Raw genomic sequence first — 18,666 nt, 5'->3', positions numbered from 1 at the left:
CGGTCTCCATCGGATGCCAGCGTCCCACTTTATACGCCGTGGCTGGAGCTTGGCTGACAACGCCTCGGGTACACTGGGCGCCTGCTAGGAGAGAGCCCCACCCGGGGCCGCCGAAGGCGCAGAGGCTTTAACCGCCTCGAACGCTCAGGCAAAAGGACTGGCAAGCGCAACGCCGTCAAAAGCGATGCGTTCCTCACTGGAGAGAGGCGGGAGCCGATGGCGACATCGGGAGCCCGTCCACCGAAGGGGCAAGCGGCGCTGCTGTGAACCACGGCGCTGTCAATCTCTCAGGTAAAGCGGACAGCGGGGGCACTTCTCGACCACACTGGTTTCATGAACTGCCCTCGAAAGTCCGCCGATGTCCGCTGCCTCGCCTGACGCTCCGCTGCTCACCACCCCGCTGCACGCCTTGCACCTCGAACTGGGTGCCCGCATGGTGCCGTTCGCCGGCTATGCGATGCCGGTGCAATATCCCGCCGGCCTGATGGCCGAGCATCGCCAGTGCCGCGACGCGGCGGCGCTGTTCGACGTCTCGCACATGGGCCAGCTGCGGCTGATCGGCCCCGACGCCGCGGCAGCGCTCGAAACCCTGGTGCCGGTGGACCTGGTCGACCTGCCCGCCGGCAAGCAGCGCTACGCCTTGTTCACCAACGAGGCGGGCGGCCTGCTCGACGACCTGATGGTGACCCGCCCGGCCACCGCCGATGCCGCCGCGTTCGGCGACCTGTTCGTCGTCGTCAATGCCGGCTGCAAGGACGCCGACATCGCCCACCTGCGTGACCGCATCGGCGCGCGCTGCCAGGTCCTGCCACTGCCTGAACGGGCCTTGCTCGCGCTGCAAGGCCCGCAGGCCGCCGCCGCACTCGCGCGCCTGCATCCGGGCGTCGCCTCCCTCACCTTCATGACCGCCGGCACCTTCACGCTGGCCGGTGCCACCTGCTTCGTCACCCGCTCGGGCTACACCGGCGAGGACGGCTTCGAGATCTCGGTCCACCGGGACCAGGCCGAGGCGCTGGCGCGCGCCTTGCTGGCCCAACCCGAAGTCAAGCCGGCCGGCCTGGGCGCCCGCGACACGCTGCGGCTGGAGGCCGGGCTGTGCCTGTATGGACACGACATCTCCACCACCACCACGCCGGTCGAAGCCGCGCTGACCTGGGCGATCCAGAAAGTGCGCCGCCCCGGCGGTGCGCGTGCTGGCGGCTACCCCGGTGCTGCGGTGATCGAAGCGCAGCTTGCCGGCGGTGCCACCCGCAAGCGGGTCGGCCTGATCGGCCGCGAGCGGGCGCCGGTCCGCGAAGGCACACCGCTGGTGGCGGCCGACGGCCGCCCGCTGGGCATCGTCACCAGCGGTACGCTGGCACCCACCGTCAACCAGCCGGTCGCGATGGCCTATCTGCCGCTCAGCCACACGGCGCTGGGCACCGAGGTGTTCGCCGAAGTGCGCGGCAAGCGCCTGCCGATGACGGTCGCTGCCCTGCCCTTCAACCCGACCCGCTATTACCGCGGCTGAGGCGCTGCCGCCTCCTTTCGTCCCCCCTCAACCAGGAGCACGTCATGACGACCAAGTTCACCCCCGACCACGAATGGATCAACATCGAGGACCACGAAGCCGCGGTCGTCGGCATCACCTTGCACGCACAGGATGCGCTGGGCGACGTGGTGTTCGTCGACCTGCCCGAGGTCGGCAAGAGCTACGCCAAGGGCGACATTGCCGGCGTGGTCGAATCGGTCAAGGCAGCCGCCGACATTTACATGCCGGTCAGCGGCGAGGTCGTCGAGGTCAACGAAGAGCTGCGCAACAACCCCGCGCTGGCCAACACCGATCCGCTGGGCAATGGCTGGTTCTTCAAGGTGCGGGTCGCCGACATGACCCAGTTCGACGAGCTGATGGACGCGCCGGGCTACGACGCGCTGCTCAAGACGCTCTGACCCACCGCTCACGCCCTTCCGTCGGCCGAAGCCGTCCTTGTCCGGATGGCCTCGGACTGCGGCGGCCCCTGCCCGACCGAGACCCCTCATGACGACACCGCTTGCCACGCTGGAGAACGCCAGCGAATTCACCGCCCGCCATATCGGCCCCAGCCCCGCCGACGAAGCCGCGATGCTCGGCGTCATCGGCGCGGCCTCGCGCGAGGCCTTGATCGGTGCCATCGTGCCCGCAGCGATTCGCCGCCCCACCGCCATGGACCTGCCGGCGCCGGTCGGCGAAGCGCAGGCGCTGGCCGAGCTGCGCGCGGTCGCGGCGCAGAACCAGGTGCTCAAGAGCTTCATCGGCCAGGGCTACCACGGCACCCACACGCCGGGCGTCATCCTGCGCAACATCCTCGAAAATCCCGCCTGGTACACCGCCTACACGCCCTACCAGGCGGAAATTTCCCAGGGCCGGATGGAAGCGCTGGTGAACTTCCAGACCCTGGTCTGCGACCTGACCGGCATGGCCATGGCCAATGCCAGCATGCTCGACGAGGCCACCGCCGCCGCCGAGGCCATGACCCTGGCCAAGCGCAGCGTCAAGAGCAAGAGCAACACGCTGATCGTGGCCGGCGACTGCCACCCGCAGACCATCGAGGTCATCCGCACCCGCGCCGAGCCGCTGGGCATCGAGGTGCTGGTGGGCATGGCGCCGCAGCTGATGGAACAGCACGACTACTTCGCCGTCGTCGCCCAGTACCCGGCCACCACCGGCCTGATCCACGACCTGAAGGCCCAGGTCGACGCGGCGCATGCCAAGCAGGCCGCCTTCATCGTCGCGGCCGACCTGCTGGCGCTGACGCTGCTGGTGCCTCCGGGCGAGTTCGGCGCCGACATCGCCGTGGGCAACACCCAGCGCTTTGGCGTGCCCATGGGCGCGGGCGGCCCGCATGCCGCCTACCTGGCCTGCCGCGACGAGTACAAGCGCTCCATGCCCGGCCGCCTGGTGGGGGTGAGCGTGGACGTGCATGGCAACCCGGCCTACCGGCTGGCGCTGCAGACCCGCGAGCAGCACATCCGCCGCGAAAAGGCGACGTCCAACATCTGCACGGCCCAGGTGCTGCTGGCGGTGATGGCCAGCATGTACGCGGTCTACCACGGCCCGGTGGGCCTGACGCGCATCGCCACCCGCGTGGCCACCTACACCGCCATCCTGGCCCGGGGGCTGGAGCAACTGGGCCACAAGCTGCTGGTTCGATCCGTGTTCGACACGCTCACCGTGGAAACCGGCGACCGCACCAACGCCATCCTCGCCAAGGCATTGGCCGGCGGCGCCAACCTGCGCCGCGTCTCCGATCGCCATCTGGGCATCGCGCTGGACGAGACCACCACCCGGGCCGACCTGGTCGCGCTGTGGGGCTGGTTCGCCAGCGACGGCCAGGCCCTGCCCAGCGTGGAGGCGCTGCAGGACGGCGCCCAGCCGCTGATCCCGGCCGCGCTGCGCCGCAGCAGCGCCTTCCTGACCCACCCGGTGTTCAACCGCCACCACTCCGAGACCGAGATGCTGCGCTACCTGCGCCGCCTGGCCGACAAGGACCTGGCGCTGGACCGCAGCATGATCCCGCTGGGCTCGTGCACGATGAAGCTCAACGCCACCAGCGAGATGATCCCGATCACCTGGCCCGAATTCGCCCAGGTGCATCCGTTCGCGCCGGCCGAGCAGCTGAGGGGGTACCAGTTGCTGAACGAGCAGCTCACCGCCTGGTTGTGCCAGGCCACCGGCTATGCCGGCGTGAGCCTGCAGCCGAACGCCGGTTCGCAAGGCGAATATGCCGGGCTGCTGGCAATCCGGGGCTGGTATGCCTCGCGCGGCCAGGCCGGGCGCACGGTCTGCCTGATCCCCGAGAGCGCCCACGGCACCAACCCGGCATCGGCCCAGATGGCCGGCATGCAGGTGGTGGTGGTCAAGTGCGACGCCAGCGGCAACGTCGACCTGGACGACCTGCGTGCCAAGTGCGAACAGCATGCCGAGCGACTCGCCGCGGTGATGATCACCTACCCCTCCACCTACGGCGTGTTCGAGCCGCGCGTGAAGGAGCTGTGCACCCTGGTCCACCGGTACGGCGGCCGGGTCTACGTGGACGGCGCGAACATGAACGCGCTGGTCGGCGTGGCCGCGCCCGGCGAGTTCGGTGGCGACGTCAGCCACCTGAACCTGCACAAGACCTTCTGCATTCCGCACGGCGGCGGCGGACCGGGTGTGGGGCCGGTGTGCGTGGTCGAGGACCTGGTGCCCTTCCTTCCCGGCCATGCCACGGCCCGCGCGGCCGGTGCCTATGCCGGCACGGTGGGCACGGGGGCCGGTGCGGTCAGTGCGGCGCCGCTGGGCAATGCCGCGGTGCTGCCGATCTCGTGGATGTACGTGCGCATGATGGGGGCCGACGGCCTGCAGCGCGCCACCGAGACCGCGATCCTCAGCGCCAACTACGTGGCGGCCCGCCTGGCCGACCATTACGACATCCATTTCAGCGGCGGGCAGCCCGGCATCAAGGGCGGCGGCGTCGCTCACGAGTGCATCCTGGACCTGCGGCCGCTGAAGGAGGTGTCCGGCGTCGGCGCCGAGGACGTCGCCAAGCGCCTGATCGACTACGGCTTTCACGCGCCCACGCTGAGCTTCCCGGTCGCCGGCACGTTGATGGTCGAACCGACCGAGAGCGAACCGCTGGCCGAACTGGACCGCTTCTGCGACGCGATGATCGCGATTCGCGACGAGATCCGGCAGGTCGAGCGCGGCCAGTGGCCGCGCGAGGACAACCCGCTGAAGAACGCGCCCCACACCGCCGAAAGCCTGCTCGCGGCCGATTGGTCGCACCCCTACAGCCGGGAGCAGGCGGCCTACCCGGTGCCGGCGCTGCGGGGCGACAAATACTGGTCGCCGGTCGGTCGGGTCGACAATGTCTACGGCGACCGCAACCTGTTCTGCGCCTGCATCCCGGTGAGCGACTACGCCGAGTGAGTTCTTGACCCGACCGGTGCCTCGCGGCGCCGGCCACGGTCCCCCCCGATCGGAGGCCTGCGATGGCAGTTTCTGTTTTCGACCTCTTCAAGATCGGCATCGGCCCCAGCAGCTCGCACACGGTCGGGCCGATGCGGGCGGCCCGGCTGTTCGCGGCCCGGCTGCGTGCGGATGGCCAACTCGCTCGGGCGGCCCGCGTCCGCTGCTGGCTGTACGGCTCGCTCGGCGCCACCGGCAAGGGCCACGGCAGCGACGGCGCCGTGCTGCTGGGCCTGGCCGGCCATGAGCCGGACACGGTCGACGTGGACGCGGTGCCGGCCTTGCTGGCGGCGCTGCGCGAGCACCAACGCATCGCCTTGCTCGGCGAGCACGACCTGCCCTTCATCGAGGTGGAGGACCTGCTGTTCCTGAAGCGCGAGTCCCTGCCCTTCCACGCCAACGGCATGCGTTTCGCCGCCTTCGATGCGGACGGCGCCGAGATCGCCTCGCGCATCTACTACTCGGTCGGCGGCGGTTTCGTGGTCAGCGACGAGGTTGCCGCCGACGGCACGCGCCACAAGCACATCGCCCCCGATGCCACCGCGTTGCCGTTGCCCTTCGCCAGCGGCGACCAGCTGCTGGCCTTGTGCCGCACCCACCGCCTGTCGATCGCCGACCTGATGCGCCGCAACGAACGCCATTGGCGCAGCGATGCCGAGGTCGATGCCGGCCTGATGCGCATCTGGCAGGTGATGCAGGACTGCGTGGCCCGAGGCTGCCGCACCGAGGGCACACTACCCGGCGGCTTCAAGGTCAAGCGGCGCGCCGCGGCCTTGTACCGGTCGCTCACCGCGCATCCGGAACAGGCGCTGACCGACCCGCTGCAGGTGATCGACTGGGTCAATCTCTACGCACTGGCGGTCAACGAGGAGAACGCGGCCGGCGGTCGGGTGGTCACCGCACCGACCAACGGGGCCGCCGGCATCGTGCCGGCCGTGCTGCACTACTACACGCGCTTCGTCCCGGGCGCCAGCGACGCCGGCGTGGTCGATTTCCTGCTCACCGCCGCGGCCATCGGCATCCTCTACAAGGAGAACGCCAGCATCTCGGGCGCCGAGGTCGGTTGCCAGGGCGAGGTGGGCGTCGCCTGCTCGATGGCTGCCGGCGCCCTGGCGGCCGTGATGGGCGGCACGCCCGAGCAGGTCGAGAACGCCGCCGAGATCGGCATGGAGCACCACCTGGGCCTGACCTGCGACCCGGTCGGCGGCCTGGTGCAGATCCCGTGCATCGAGCGCAACGCGATCGCGGCCGTCAAGGCGCTGAATGCGTCGCGCATGGCCTTGCGCGGCGACGGCAGCCATTTCGTCAGCCTGGACAAGGTGATCAAGACCATGCGCGAGACCGGCGCCGACATGAAGACCAAGTACAAGGAGACCGCCCGCGGCGGGCTGGCGGTCAACATCGTCGAGTGCTGATCCCCGCGGCGGGCGAGCCGGCTCAACGGCGTGACGCGGGCGTCTGGCGCGGCTGCGGCACACCGAGGCCGCGACGAATCTCCCGCAGCAGCAGCACGGTGTCCATCGGCCGCTTCAGGTAGCACCGGGCGCCCAGGGCCAGCGCACGCTGGCGCGAAGCCTCGTCCCAATGGGTCGCCGACAGGAAGATGAACGGGATGTCGCGCAAGTCCGGATCCGCCTTGACGGCGGCGATGAACTCGAACCCGCTGGCGTGCTGCATGCCGACGTCGCTGACGATCAGCGCCGGGCGATGGGCGCGTGCCAACGGCAGCGCGGCCTCGGGGTCGGCCGCGGTCAGCACCCGAAACCCGTGCGGCTCCAGCAGGCAGCGCTTGAGCTCCAGGTTGAACGGCGAATCGTCGACGACCAGGATGGTCGGGCCGGAGGGTTCGGCGGGCGCTGCGTCTGGGCTCGGCACAGAGCGGTCGCCAGCCGGCACGGTCGCAGGCGCCAGGGTCGGCAGGATGGCGACCAGTTCGGCGACGAAACGCGCCGGGTCGATCGGCTTGGCCAGATAGCCGTCGAAGCCCGCCGCGAGAATGCGCTCGCGGTCGCCCACCATGGCCAGGGCGGTCACCGCCACCAGCGGCGAGTCGCGCAGCGCGGGGTCCAGGCGCACCTGGCGCGCGAACTCGAACCCGTCCATTTCCGGCATTTGGATGTCGCACAGCACCACATCGAAGGCGCTCTCCCGCATCCGGGCCAGGCCCTCGGCGCCGTCGGTGGCGGTGGACACATCCCAGCCCTGCGCCTCGATCAGGTAGCTGATCAGCAGCAGGTTGATCTGGTTGTCGTCGATCGCCAGCAGGCGCCAGCGGCGGGTCATGGCGGTTCCCCCGCGCGCAGGATCAGCGTGAAGCGGCTGCCGCGGCCCGGCGCGCTGTCGATGCTGATGCGCCCCTGCTGCAATTCGGCCAGCTTGCGGCACAGGTACAGGCCGAGGCCGGCCCCTTCGACCTGGCCGCGTTGGCGCGCATCACCGGCTCGGGTGAAGGCGCTGAACAAGCGCGATTGCTCCTCCGCCGACAAGCCCACGCCGGTGTCGACCACGCTCAGGCCCACCTCGGTCGCGCCGTCCTGCCCTGCCCGGCGCGAAGCCTCGATGACCACCGCGCCGACCTCGGTGAACTTGATCGCGTTCTGGACCAGATTCAGCAGGATCTGGTGCAGCGCCCGCGCGTCCGCCACCACCGGCAGCGGGCCGGCCGGCAACTCGGCATCCAGGCGCAGTCGGCGGACCTGGGCGGCCGGCCTCAGCGTCGTCAGCACCTGATCGATCACGGCCCGGGCATCGATGCGGCGCAGGCTCACCTCGACATGGCCGGCGTCGATCTTGGCGAGATCGAGCAGGTCGTTGATCAGCGACAGCAAATGCTGGCCACTGGACTGGACCATGCCCAGCTGCTTCTCCTGGTCGGCGGTCAGCGGCCCCGGCAACCGCATCAGCAGCAGGCCGGTGAAGCCGATGATGGCGTTCAGCGGGGTGCGCAACTCATGGCTCATCGTGGCCAGGAAACGATCCTTGGCCCGGTTCGCGCGTTCGAGTTCGACGTTTTTTTCTTCCAGGGCCTGTTCGACCCGGCGCCGCGGCGTGATGTCGCGGATCGCGCTGATCGCCAACGGGCCGACTTCGGTCACGATCGGACTCAGGCTGATCTCGACCGGGAACTCTTCGCCGTTCTTGCGCAGGCCCATCAAGACCAGGCCGGCGCCCATCGGCCGGGCGTGGGGCTGGGCCAGATAGTGCTGTACGTGCTGCGCATGGCGCTGGCGCAGGGGTTCGGGAAGCAACATCTCCAGCGCCTGCCCCACCAGTTCATGGGGGGCATAGCCGAAGACGTGCTCGGCCTGACGGTTGGCCAGCACGATGCAGCCGATCTCGTTGGCCATCACGATCGCGTCGGGCACCGAGTCCAGCAAGGGCCCGAAGCGCGAGGCCATCATCGCGGCTTCGCGCTGCACCGTGCCCGGCGTAACGTCGGCCAGGTTGACGATGGCCGCGGCATCGCCATGCCCGTCGCCGAGCCGGCGCACGCCGACACTGACGTAGCGAAGCCCGCCATCGGCGCAACGTGCGATGGTCTGAAAGGCGTGCACGGCGTCCGCCGCGGCGCCATCGTCCTGGGGGCTGGCGTGGTCGCCGCCGGCGCCCGATCGCAGCAGCCAGTCGTCCAACCGCTGCCCCAGCGCGGCCTGGCGCGGATAACCGAAGCATTCCTCGGCCGTCCGGTTCCAGAAGATGATGCGTCCCTGCGGATCGAGCACCGCCAAACCATCCGGCGCGTTTTCGACAATGCGTTCGAGAAGCGGCGATGCATCCATCTTGGAACGACCCTTTTGGTCCTGCGGGCGTCGATCCCTGTGACGACGTCGTGCCACGGCCATCTTGCCTGGGTTTGCCGTTCGATCCGAAAAGACCCGGACCTCAATCGGGTGTTGCGGCGGCGCGAAGCTCACCCCCATGCCTGGGGTTCGCATGCCTGTTCCGGATGGTCAGCGCAGGGCGCAGGCCGTAGCATCAAGCTCCATGAAGCACCTCCCGGATTTCCGCAGCCCGACCTTTCTGCGCGCGCACCTTCAGCAGACCCTCGAACGCGCAGCCGATCGAACGCCGGACCCCGGCGACCGCCCGTCGACGCCGCGCCATGGCGATGGCAGCGGCGTCGACACCCCCGTCCTGCATCTGGCCGACAGCACCCGGCGGGTGATCACGTTCGCCAACGCAGCCCTGGCCTTTCCGCAGCACCCGCGCGCGTCGGCCTGGCGCGACGCCGCCCGGCGCGCGCTGGACTTCGTCGAGCAGGCGCACCGGAACCCCGCGGGCGGCTATGCCTGGACCCTGCGTTGGGCGGATGGGCGGCGCGACGTGCTCGATACCACCCAGCATGCCGACGGGTTGGCAGGGGTGCTGCTGGCCCAGGCCCAGGCCCTGCGCGCCGGTATCGAGTCCGCGCGTGGCGGCATCATGGACACGATGGCCATGATGGAGCGACTGTTCTGGGAGCCCGAGGCCCGGCTCTACGCCGATCAGGCCGCTGCCGACGGACAGCGCCTGCCTTACCGGGGCCAGAAGGCCAACATGCAGGCCTGCGAGGCCTTGCTGGCCGCGTTCGAAGCCACCGGCGACCCGGCCTGCCTGGAGCGCGCTACCGCCGTGGCCGAATCCGTCACGCAGCGACTGGCCAGCCAGGCGCACGGCCTGATCTGGGAGCATTACCACGCCGACTGGAGCGCCGACTGGGGCCTGCAGCAGCCCGCCGCCGATCCGTCGAGGCGCTGGGGCTTCCAGACCGGCCACCAGACCGAATGGGCGCGTCTGCTGCTCTGGCTGGAGCGGCTGACACCCGGGCTGGTCGACGCCGAACCGGAGAGCTGGATGTTGCACCGGGCCCGCGAACTCTTCGGCGTGGCCGTGCACGAGGCCTGGGATCGCCACCATGGCGGCCTGGTCCGCGCCTTCGCGCCCCACGGCCATCCGGGCACCGATCGACACCAGCATGTCTGCGATGCCAGCAAGCTCCACGGCGTCCAGGCCCAGTCGCTGGCCGCCGCCGCCGTGCTGGCCGAGCGCACCCACGAAGGCGGCTACTGGGACTGGTACGACCGCCTCTGGGCCTACGTCTGGACCCATTTCGTCGATCCCGCCCAGGCGGATGCCGGGGTCGACGGAGCGACGCCAGGGCGTCCGGCCGACGCGCGACCCGGCGCCGAGACGGTCGACGGACGCAACCTGGGCGCCTGCCTGGACGTGCTGGCGGCCCTGCAGCGCTGATTCAGCGGCCGCCCGGGCGCCGGCTGTGCCATCCCGGCGCAAGCGACCCCTGCGCGCCGCGCCACGGCGGGACAACGGTCGATCAGCCGTTCAAGCCAGGGCTTGATCCGTCGATCGGGCCGGCTGGGCATCTGCATGATGACGGCTCGTGGCCCGGTTTCGAGGCTCTGCGGGGCAGGCCCGCAGCCACCGGGTCCGTGAGGATCGCCCATGAATGCCTTCGGCTCTGTCTTGCTGCGTCCCGGCGTCCGGGCCATGCGTCGCCTGCACGTCCCGGTCAAACTGGGGCTGATGGTCGCCGTGCTGCTGCTGCCGTTGCTGCTGATGATGATCGCCAACGGGCGCGACGCCCAGGCGGATCTCGACACCGCCCAGGCCGAACAGCAGGGCCTGACGGTGGTGCGCGCGCTCAGCGTCGCGGTGACCGAGGTGCAAGCCCACCGGGGGCTGACCCTTCGCTGGCTGTCGGGCGATGCCTCCGCCAGCGCGCCGCGCGAACAGGCGGGTGCGCGACTCGCCGCCGCGCTCGACGAGGTCGACCGCCGGATCGCGCAGGCCCCCTGGCCGGCCGGGCTGAGGGCCGATTGGCGTGCAGCGCACGATCGGGGCATGGCCCTGGCGCGAGGCCAGCACGCCACCCAGGCCCAGGCCGCGTTCGACGAACACAGTGCCGAGGTCGACGCGCTCAGGCAGGTCGTTCTGCGGGTCGGCGAAAGCTCCGGCCTGATGCTGGACCCCAAGGCCGACACTTATTTTCTGATGGACCTGCTGGTGAATCGGATGGTCCCGTGGACCGAAACTCTGGGTCTGGCCCGGGGCCAAGGGGCGGGTGCACTGGCGCAGGGGCAGGCCAGCCCGGCCGTGCAAGCGGCCTTGCTGAGCCGTGCCGACGCGCTGCGGCACCTCGGCGCCGATCTGGCCTTCGCGCAGGCGGCGCTCCAGCGCGCCGGGGTCGACACGCCGGTCCGCTGGAACCCCGCGCTGCAGGCGACGCAGGCTTTCGAACAGGCCGTGCGCAGCCACTTCTCCAGCGCCGACGCCCAGGGCGACGCTGGCGCCTTCTTCGACCGCGGCAGCGCGGCGATTGCCGCCGTCCTCGCGCTCGACGAGGAACTCGCCGATGACCTGAGCCAGCGCCTGGCCCTTCGGGAAAGCCAGCTGAGGACGCACTGGGCCTGGCTGCTCGGCACGTCGGTGGCGGGCGTGCTGCTGCTGCTCTACCTGGCCTTGTCGTTCTACGCCAGCCTGGTGGGCGGCCTGCGCGCACTGCACCGCGGCGTCACCGCGACCGCCAGCGGCGATCTGGCCACCAAGGTGGATGTGCACGGTCGCGACGAGGTGGCCGCGATCGGCCAGGTGGTCGAGGGCATGGCAGAGCGCCTCTCGGCGATGGTGGCCGACATCCGAAGCAGCTCCGTGCGGGTCGGTTTGTCGGGCCAGCACATGGCGGCGAGCGGTGAATCGCTGTCGCAGCGCACCCACGCTCAGGCGGCCAGCCTGCGCCAGACCAGCTCGACCGTGGCCGAACTCAGCGAAGCCGTCGCCCGCAACGCCAACGCGGCGCAGGTGCTGGACCAGCTGGCCATCGGCCTGCGCAGCCAGGCCGAAGCCGGCGGCGCTGCGATGCGCGAGACCGTCGGTTCGATGGAGACGATGGAAAGCAGTTCGCGCCGGGTCGGCGAGATCATCAGCGTGATCGACGGCATCGCGTTCCAGACCAACATCCTCGCGCTGAACGCCGCGGTCGAGGCGGCCCGGGCCGGTGATGCCGGCCGCGGGTTCGCGGTGGTCGCCGCCGAAGTCCGCCAGCTCGCGCTGCGCAGCAGCACGGCGTCGGCGGAGATCCGGCAGCTGATCACCGAGTCCACCGGCCAGGTCAGCGACTCGGTCAGCCGCATCCAGCAAGTCGGCGCGACGCTGGACACGGTGGTGGCCGGCGTGCGCGACGTGTCGCAACGCCTGCGCGACATCGCCCAGGCCAGCGCCCAGCAGAGCGCGGGCCTGGAGGAGGTATCGCAAAGCATTGCCCAGCTGGACGAGCTGACCAAGCAGAACGCGCAGATGGTGAACGAATCGTCGGCGGCCGCCGACGAGTTGGTGAACCGGGCTGCCGCCCTCAGCGACGCGGTGGGATCGATGCGGCTTCGCCAGGGCAGCGCCGATGAAGCGACGGCCCTCGTGACGCGGGCCCTGACGCTGATCGCCGACAAGGGCTTCGACGTCGCGGCCCGGATTTTCCGCCAGGCCGACGGCGGGTTCCGCGACCGCGACCTCTACATCTTCGTCACCGACCGGGAGGGCCGCTACCACGTCCACGGCGCCAAGCCGGCGATGGAAGGCCACCGGGTCCACGAGGTGCCCGGCATCGACGGCGATCGCTTCGCCCGCGAGTCCTGGCAGGCGACCCAGGGCAACCACTGGGTCGAATACGACATCGTCAATCCCGATACCGGCCAGGTGCAGCCCAAGGCCAGCTACGTCGTGGCCCTGGACGACCGCCGCCTGATCGGCTGCGGCATCTACCGGCGAACCGGTGCAACGCCGCCGGCGCGCCACCGGCCGGCACCGGCCCCGGCAACGGCGTGTCCCGCGCCGCAGCGCGCCCGCGAGGTCCCTGCGGTCTGAGGTCGCAGCGGTTCTGCGCTGCGCTGCCATCGTGCCGCGGGTGGTCGATCGGGGCACGGCGGCCACCGATCCATTCCCGTCCGGTCATCCCGGCAGCGCGACCCTTGCACTCAGTTCTGCGGCGCCTCGCCTGCCGGCTTCACACCGCGAACCAGGTAGCTGTAGAGCACCGGCACCACCACCAGGGTCAGCAGCGTCGAGGTGATGACGCCGCCGATGATCGCGCGCCCCATCGGCGCCTGCACCTCGCCGCCTTCGTTCAGCGCCAGGGCCAGCGGCAGCATGCCGAAGACCATCGCCGAGGTCGTCATGATGATGGGGCGCATGCGGATCAGGCCGGCCTGCAGCACCGCGTCGGCCACGCTGGCGCCAGCGCGCCGCGCCTGGTTGGCGAAGTCCACCAGCAAGATCGCATTCTTGGTGACCAGCCCCATCAGCATGATCAGGCCGATCAACGAGAACAGGTTGATGGTGGAGTGGAAGATCAGCAGCGCCAGCACGACGCCGATCAGCGACAACGGCAGCGACGCCATGATCGCGATCGGCTGCACGAAGCTGCCGAACTGGCTGGCCAGCACGATGTAGATGAAGATCACCGCCAGGCCCAGCGCCGCGAAGATCGCGCCGAAGATGTCCTCCTGGTCTTTGCTCTGGCCGCCGACGTCGAAGTGGTAGCCCGGCGGCAGCACGGTCTCCTTGACAATTTTCTTGACGTCGTCGCTGACGTCGCCGACCGCTCGGTCCGACGCGTTGTCGACGCCGGCGTAGATGCCCTGGCGCCGCTCCAGGTCCTGGCGCTTGATGATCTCGGGGTTCACGGTGGGTTCGATCGTGGCCACCGCTTCGAGGGCGATCGGCGTACCGTCCTTGGCGAAGGCCACCGGCAACTGGCGCAGCTGGGTCACGTTCTGGCGCAGCGATTGGGCCAGCCGCAACTGGACCTCGACCTGCTGTCCATCGGGCGTCGTCCAGTAGGTGGCGGCGTCGCCGTTGACGTAGGTCCGCAGCGCCGTGGCCAACTGGCTGGTGGACAGACCCAGTTCGCGCACCGCGTCGGGTTTGAGCCGCACCGCGAAGGCCGGCACGCCGGGCTTGACCGAGTTGCTGAGATCGGTGATGCCCTTGATCTTGCCGATCCTGGCGCTCAGGTCCTTGGTGATCTGGTCCAGTACCTGTGGGTCCGGCCCCATCACCGCGACGTAGATCGGCTGGTCCCAGCCGAGCGCGATATCGATGCCGGGCACGCCGGCCAGGGCCTTGCGGATCGCGTCTTCGACCTCCTTCTGGCTGCGCTTGCGTTCGTGCCGCGGCTTGAGGGTCAGGCCGATGCTGGCCGCGTTGCGGCCCTGGTCGCCGCCGATGTTGGTGTTCATCGTCTCGACCTCGGGAAAGCCGCGGATGATGGCCTCGACCTGGCGGACCTTCTGGTCGGAGCGCTCCAGGCTGCTGCCGACCGGCAGCTTGACGTTGATCTGCGTGAAGCCCTGGTCCGTCTGCGGAAAGGCCTCGGCCCCGACCAGCGGCACCAGCGCGATCGCCAGCACGAAACTCAGGCCGGCCGCCAGCAGCACCAGGCCCCGCGGCGAGATCGTCGCCCAGCGCCAGCGGCGCGGCTGGTGCGTGGCGCGGCGCCCCTGCTCATCGAACGGGTGGCCATAGGCAGGCAGCCAGGCACGGTAGCGCCGGCCGCTGAACGCCCAGCGGATCAGTCGCTCGTAGGCGCCGTGCAGCGCGTCCATCGTGTGGTCGACGAGCCCGATCAGCTGGCGGATCACCGGCCACTGCCGCACCCGTCCACCGGGCGGATCGTTCCAGACCGCCGACAGCATCGGGTCCAGCGTGAAGCTGACGAACAGGCTGACCAGCACCGCCACCGTGACCGTGATGCCGAACGGAAAGAAGAACTTGCCGACGATGCCCTTCATGAACGCCACCGGCACGAACACCGCGCAGATCGCGAAGGTCGTCGCCATCACCGCCAGGCCGATCTCCTCGGTGCCTTCGAGCGCGGCACGGTGGTGGTCCTTGCCCATGGCCACGTGGCGCACGATGTTCTCGCGCACCACGATCGCATCGTCGATCAGCAGGCCGATGCACAGGCTGAGCGCCATCATCGTCATGAAGTTCAGCGTGAAGCCGAAGGCGTACACCGCCATGAAGCTGGTGATGACGGCGATCGGCAGCGTCAGCCCGGTGATCACGGTCGAGCGCCAGCTGTGCAGGAACAGGAAGACGATGGCCACGGTCAGCAGCGCGCCTTCGAACAGCGTGCGCTTGACGCCATCGAGCGAACTCTTGACCCAGTCGCTGTTGGCCCAGACCATGCGCAACTCGACGCCCGGCGGCAGTTCGGGCTTGAGTTCCTCGAAGGCCGCCCGCACCGCGTCGCCGGTGTGCACGATGTTGGCGTCCTGCTGCTTGAAGATCTGGAAGCTGACGGCTGGCTTGCCGTTGATGCGCGAGATCGAGTCCGGCTCCTGCTCGCGCTCGACCAGCGTGCCCAGATCGCCCAGCGTGATCGCGCCGGTGGCGCTCTGGCTGATGACGATGTTGGCGAATTCCTTCGGGTCGCGCACCCGCCCCTCGACGCGCACGATGGCATCGGTGCGGTCGTTGCTGAGCAGGCCGACCGGCTCGTCCGCATTGGCGCGCTGCAGCGCCGCCGCCACGTCGGCCGGCGTCAGCCCGCTGGCGCGCAGGCGCTGCGGATCCAGGTCGATGCGGATCTGGCGCACCACCAGGCCGCTGACCTGCACCCGCGCCACGCCGTCCACCCGCTCCAGGCGGGGCCGCACGGTCTGATCGGCGATCAGCGACAGCTCGCGATCGCTGCGTCCGTTCGCGAGCAGGGCCAGCACCACCGTGGGCTGCTGGTTGTCGTTGTCGAAGCGGCTGATGAAAGGCTGCTTGGCATCGCGCGGGAACGCCCCCTGCACCTGGGCGACCTTGTCGCGCACGTCCTGCACTGCCCGGTTCATGTCGGCATCGACGTTGAACTGCAGGTAGGTCTCGCTGCGGCCCTCGAAGCTGTTCGAGGTGATCTTCTTGATGCCGGCGATGCCGTTGAAAGCCTGCTCCATCGGCTTGGTCAGTTCGGTCTCGACCGCCGGCGGCGAGGCCCCGGGGTAGGCGACCGACACGAACACCGCGGGCGGCGACACATCCGGCATCTGCTCGACGCCGAGCCGGTTGTAGGCGAACAGCCCGAGCACACACAAGGCCACCATCACCATGGTGGCGAAGACCGGGTTCTTGATGGCGACGCGCGTCATCCACATGGCTTGTGGCCCTTTCGAAAACTGGCGGACGAAGGAGGCGTCAGCTCGAAGACGACGACGGCGTGGCCGCCGAAGCCGGGGGGCCGGCGGCGGCCACGCGGGCCGCCCGGCCCTCGCGCAGATTGTCGAAATGGCTGGCCAGCACCTGGGTGCCCGGCGTCAGCCCTTGCAGCACCTCGACCAGGCCGCTGTGGCTGTCGCGCCGTCCGCTGACCACGCTGCGGCGGAAGAGCTTGCCCTGTTCGAGGGTCCAGACATAGTCCTGCCCCGACGCCGAACCGAGCGCGGTCAGCGGCACCGTCAGGCTGGGCGGGGTGTTCGGCAGGGCCACCTGGCCCAGCGCGAACTGGCCGGCACGCAAGCGCTCGTCGGGGTTGGCGATCTCCACCGCCACGCCGATGGTGCGGCTGCCGGGCTCGACCGCCGGCGCGATCCGTGCCAGGCGGCCCGACACCGGCGTGGGGTCGCCTTCCACCCGGATCTTCACCGGCAGGCCGACCTGCAGGCTGGCCACGTCCTGGGTGCCGACCGCGCCGGCCATTTCAAGCTGCTTCAGGTCGACCACGGTGACGATGGGCTGTTCGGCCGCCACCTTCTCGCCCGGCAAGGCCTGGCGCTTGGCGATGATGCCGGCGAACGGCGCCACCAGGGCCGCCTCCTGGATGTTGATGCGCACCGCGTCGACCTGGGCCTGGGCGGCGTTGAGCTGAGCGCGGGCGGTGTTCAAGGCGGCGCGCGAGGTCTCCAGCGCGTTGGCAGAAATGAACTGCTGCTGAGCCAGGTGCTCGTTGGACGACTGGGTCCGTTCGGCCTGCGCCAGCTGAGCGCGGGCGGATTCCGCCAGCGCCACGCGCTCGGCCAGCCGGGCGTTCAGATCGGCCAGATCCAGCGTGCCCAGCACCTCGCCCTTGGCGACGCGGCTGCCTTCGGCGACCTTCAGCGACACCAGCGTGCCGGCGGCCTTGGCCCGCACCACGGCGGTGGACGGGGCCACCAGCGGCCCCGAGAACTCGATCACCCGCGGCAGCACGTTCATCTGCGCGCGCGCCACTTCGCCGGCACTGAAGTTCAGCACCGCCGCCGGCGCGCCCTTGCCTTCATCGGCCTTCGCGGCACTTTGCCGGCTCAGCATCAAGGCCGTGCCGCCCGCCGCCGCCGCCAACACCACCGCCCCCGTGATCCACCATCGCCTTTGCATGCGCGTCCCCTACCCTGTTCAGACTGACACCGCCTCAATGTCTCGAGGCCGCTGGCAGTGTAGTGGCGACTTGTCGCAAATCAATCCCTCTCGCGACCGGGCGCCGCGCCGTGGGGATGAACTGCAGCGGGGCCTGACCAAACGCTGATCCGCCGCCGACACGCGGCGCTCAGCCGCGCCGGGCGATGTCCGGCGTCGCGACGTGCACGTCGCCGCATTGCGCGCGGTGGCGCAGCGCATGGTCCATCAGCACCAGCGCCAGCATGGCCTCGGCGATCGGCGTGGCGCGAATGCCGACGCAGGGGTCGTGGCGGCCGAAGGTCTCGACCGTGGTCGCGTGGCCGTCGACGTCGATCGAACGCCGCGGCAGGCGGATCGAACTGGTCGGCTTGATGGCCAGGCTGACGGTGATGTCCTGGCCGGTGGCCAGCCCTCCCAGCACGCCGCCGGCGTGGTTGCTGGCAAAGCCCTCCGGGGTCAGTTCGTCGCCGTGGAAGCTGCCCTTCTGGCGCACGACGTCGAAGCCGGCCCCGATCTCGACGCCCTTGACCGCATTGATGCCCATCATCGCGTGGGCGATGTCGGCATCGAGCTTATCGAACAGCGGCTCGCCCAGGCCCACCGGCACGCCGCTGGCTTCCACGTACAGACGCGCGCCGACCGAATCGCCCGCCTTGCGCAGCGCATCCATGTAGGCCTCCAGCTCGGCGATGCCCTGGGCGGTCGCGGCGAAGAACGGGTTGGCGCCGACCTGGCTCCAGTCGTCGCGGGCGATTTCGTGCTCGCCGATCGCCGTCAGACAGCCGCGGATCGCGACGCCGTGATGCTCGCGCAGCCATTTGCGGGCCACGGCGCCAGCCCCCACCATGGGTGCGGTCAGCCGGGCCGAACTGCGGCCGCCACCGCGCGGATCGCGCAGGCCGTACTTGTGCCAGTAGGTGTAATCGGCATGCCCGGGCCGGAAGGTCTGGACGATGTTGCCGTAGTCCTTGCTGCGCTGGTCGGTGTTGCGGATCAGCAGGCAGATCGGGGTGCCGGTGGTCCGTCCTTCATGGACACCCGACAGGATTTCTACCGCGTCAGGTTCGTTGCGCTGGGTGACATGGCGCGAGGTGCCGGGACGGCGGCGGTCCAGCTCGGGCTGGATGTCGGCCTCGCTCAGCGCCATGCCGGGCGGGCAGCCATCGATCACGCAGCCGATGGCCGGACCATGGCTCTCGCCGAAATTGGTGACGCGAAACAGTTCGCCAAGGGTGCTGCCGGACATGCATGGACGCGACGCAGCCCCAGAAGGGCGCCATCGCGGAAAAGGGCTGGGAAGCGGCCGATTTTATCGGCCGCCCCCGGCCGGCGGCGTTGGCGGCTCGAAA

Annotated in this window: 11 protein-coding genes and 2 riboswitches; of the genes, 6 read left to right on the top strand and 5 right to left on the bottom strand. The window is 70.0% G+C overall.

Annotated elements, in window-relative coordinates; genetic code table 11:
• Positions 1-75 precede the first annotated feature (75 nt).
• Positions 76-170: riboswitch (glycine riboswitch) on the top strand.
• Between the two features lie 16 nt (positions 171-186).
• Positions 187-314: riboswitch (glycine riboswitch) on the top strand.
• A 44-nt stretch (positions 315-358) separates the two neighbouring features.
• The 4 genes from gcvT (at position 359) to AC0N04_RS13920 (ending at position 6,381) form a co-directional block, all read left to right on the top strand.
• Complete coding sequence (gcvT, locus tag AC0N04_RS13935) at positions 359-1,510, top strand: glycine cleavage system aminomethyltransferase GcvT (RefSeq protein ID WP_474282649.1); 1,152 nt, start codon at positions 359-361, stop codon at positions 1,508-1,510.
• A gap of 44 nt (positions 1,511-1,554) precedes the next feature.
• Entirely contained in the window at positions 1,555-1,929 is a 375-nt protein-coding gene (gene gcvH / locus AC0N04_RS13930) for a glycine cleavage system protein GcvH (protein ID WP_474282647.1), read from the top strand.
• A gap of 88 nt (positions 1,930-2,017) precedes the next feature.
• Positions 2,018-4,927, top strand: coding sequence for an aminomethyl-transferring glycine dehydrogenase (gene gcvP / locus AC0N04_RS13925; RefSeq protein WP_474282645.1), 2,910 nt, complete (start codon positions 2,018-2,020; stop codon positions 4,925-4,927).
• 62 nt (positions 4,928-4,989) lie between these two features.
• Complete coding sequence (locus tag AC0N04_RS13920; RefSeq protein WP_474282643.1) at positions 4,990-6,381, top strand: L-serine ammonia-lyase; 1,392 nt, start codon at positions 4,990-4,992, stop codon at positions 6,379-6,381.
• A 22-nt stretch (positions 6,382-6,403) separates the two neighbouring features.
• On the opposite strand, the gene AC0N04_RS13915 is transcribed toward AC0N04_RS13920, so the two are convergent.
• Together AC0N04_RS13915 and AC0N04_RS13910 are read right to left on the bottom strand one after the other, a co-directional pair.
• Positions 6,404-7,249 (bottom strand): response regulator, encoded by an 846-nt coding sequence (locus AC0N04_RS13915; RefSeq protein WP_474282641.1) that lies wholly within the window; start codon positions 7,247-7,249, stop codon positions 6,404-6,406.
• The gene (locus AC0N04_RS13910; RefSeq protein WP_474282639.1) at positions 7,246-8,745 is read right to left on the bottom strand and encodes a PAS domain-containing sensor histidine kinase; all 1,500 of its coding nucleotides are present in this window, start codon (positions 8,743-8,745) and stop codon (positions 7,246-7,248) included. The genes AC0N04_RS13915 and AC0N04_RS13910 overlap by 4 nt, the downstream gene beginning before the upstream one ends.
• Positions 8,746-8,950: 205 nt before the next feature.
• Between AC0N04_RS13910 and AC0N04_RS13905 the strand changes: the two genes are divergently transcribed.
• Positions 8,951-10,195 carry an AGE family epimerase/isomerase gene (locus AC0N04_RS13905; protein WP_474282637.1) on the top strand — a complete coding sequence of 415 codons (1,245 nt, stop codon included), beginning with the start codon at positions 8,951-8,953 and terminating at the stop codon, positions 10,193-10,195.
• 210 nt (positions 10,196-10,405) lie between these two features.
• Positions 10,406-12,820 carry a methyl-accepting chemotaxis protein gene (locus AC0N04_RS13900; protein WP_474282635.1) on the top strand — a complete coding sequence of 805 codons (2,415 nt, stop codon included), beginning with the start codon at positions 10,406-10,408 and terminating at the stop codon, positions 12,818-12,820.
• A 110-nt stretch (positions 12,821-12,930) separates the two neighbouring features.
• On the opposite strand, the gene AC0N04_RS13895 is transcribed toward AC0N04_RS13900, so the two are convergent.
• The 3 genes from AC0N04_RS13895 to aroC all read right to left on the bottom strand — a co-directional run bounded on the left by AC0N04_RS13895 (position 12,931) and on the right by aroC (position 18,563).
• Positions 12,931-16,092 carry an efflux RND transporter permease subunit gene (locus AC0N04_RS13895; protein ID WP_474282633.1) on the bottom strand — a complete coding sequence of 1,054 codons (3,162 nt, stop codon included), beginning with the start codon at positions 16,090-16,092 and terminating at the stop codon, positions 12,931-12,933.
• 46 nt (positions 16,093-16,138) lie between these two features.
• Positions 16,139-17,296 carry an efflux RND transporter periplasmic adaptor subunit gene (locus AC0N04_RS13890; RefSeq protein ID WP_474282631.1) on the bottom strand — a complete coding sequence of 386 codons (1,158 nt, stop codon included), beginning with the start codon at positions 17,294-17,296 and terminating at the stop codon, positions 16,139-16,141.
• Between the two features lie 169 nt (positions 17,297-17,465).
• Positions 17,466-18,563, bottom strand: a complete 1,098-nt coding sequence (aroC, locus tag AC0N04_RS13885) for a chorismate synthase (protein WP_474282629.1) — start codon at positions 18,561-18,563, stop codon at positions 17,466-17,468.
• Between the last annotated feature and the right edge of the window lie 103 nt (positions 18,564-18,666).

This window comes from Ideonella sp. sgz306126 (genome assembly GCF_056032705.1).
The sequence above is the reverse complement of the archived record's forward strand: the minus strand, read 5'-3'. Positions and strand labels throughout refer to the sequence as shown.

What these genes read in the sequence shown, in the direction of transcription:
- gcvT (WP_474282649.1), top strand. Translation starts at nt 359, where the DNA reads ATGTCCGCTGCCTCGCCTGACGCTCCGCTGCTCACCACCCCGCTGCAC.
- gcvH (WP_474282647.1), top strand. Translation starts at nt 1,555, where the DNA reads ATGACGACCAAGTTCACCCCCGACCACGAATGGATCAACATCGAGGAC.
- gcvP (WP_474282645.1), top strand. Translation starts at nt 2,018, where the DNA reads ATGACGACACCGCTTGCCACGCTGGAGAACGCCAGCGAATTCACCGCC.
- AC0N04_RS13920 (WP_474282643.1), top strand. Translation starts at nt 4,990, where the DNA reads ATGGCAGTTTCTGTTTTCGACCTCTTCAAGATCGGCATCGGCCCCAGC.
- AC0N04_RS13915 (WP_474282641.1), bottom strand. Translation starts at nt 7,249, where the DNA reads ATGACCCGCCGCTGGCGCCTGCTGGCGATCGACGACAACCAGATCAAC.
- AC0N04_RS13910 (WP_474282639.1), bottom strand. Translation starts at nt 8,745, where the DNA reads ATGGATGCATCGCCGCTTCTCGAACGCATTGTCGAAAACGCGCCGGAT.
- AC0N04_RS13905 (WP_474282637.1), top strand. Translation starts at nt 8,951, where the DNA reads ATGAAGCACCTCCCGGATTTCCGCAGCCCGACCTTTCTGCGCGCGCAC.
- AC0N04_RS13900 (WP_474282635.1), top strand. Translation starts at nt 10,406, where the DNA reads ATGAATGCCTTCGGCTCTGTCTTGCTGCGTCCCGGCGTCCGGGCCATG.
- AC0N04_RS13895 (WP_474282633.1), bottom strand. Translation starts at nt 16,092, where the DNA reads ATGACGCGCGTCGCCATCAAGAACCCGGTCTTCGCCACCATGGTGATG.
- AC0N04_RS13890 (WP_474282631.1), bottom strand. Translation starts at nt 17,296, where the DNA reads ATGCAAAGGCGATGGTGGATCACGGGGGCGGTGGTGTTGGCGGCGGCG.
- aroC (WP_474282629.1), bottom strand. Translation starts at nt 18,563, where the DNA reads ATGTCCGGCAGCACCCTTGGCGAACTGTTTCGCGTCACCAATTTCGGC.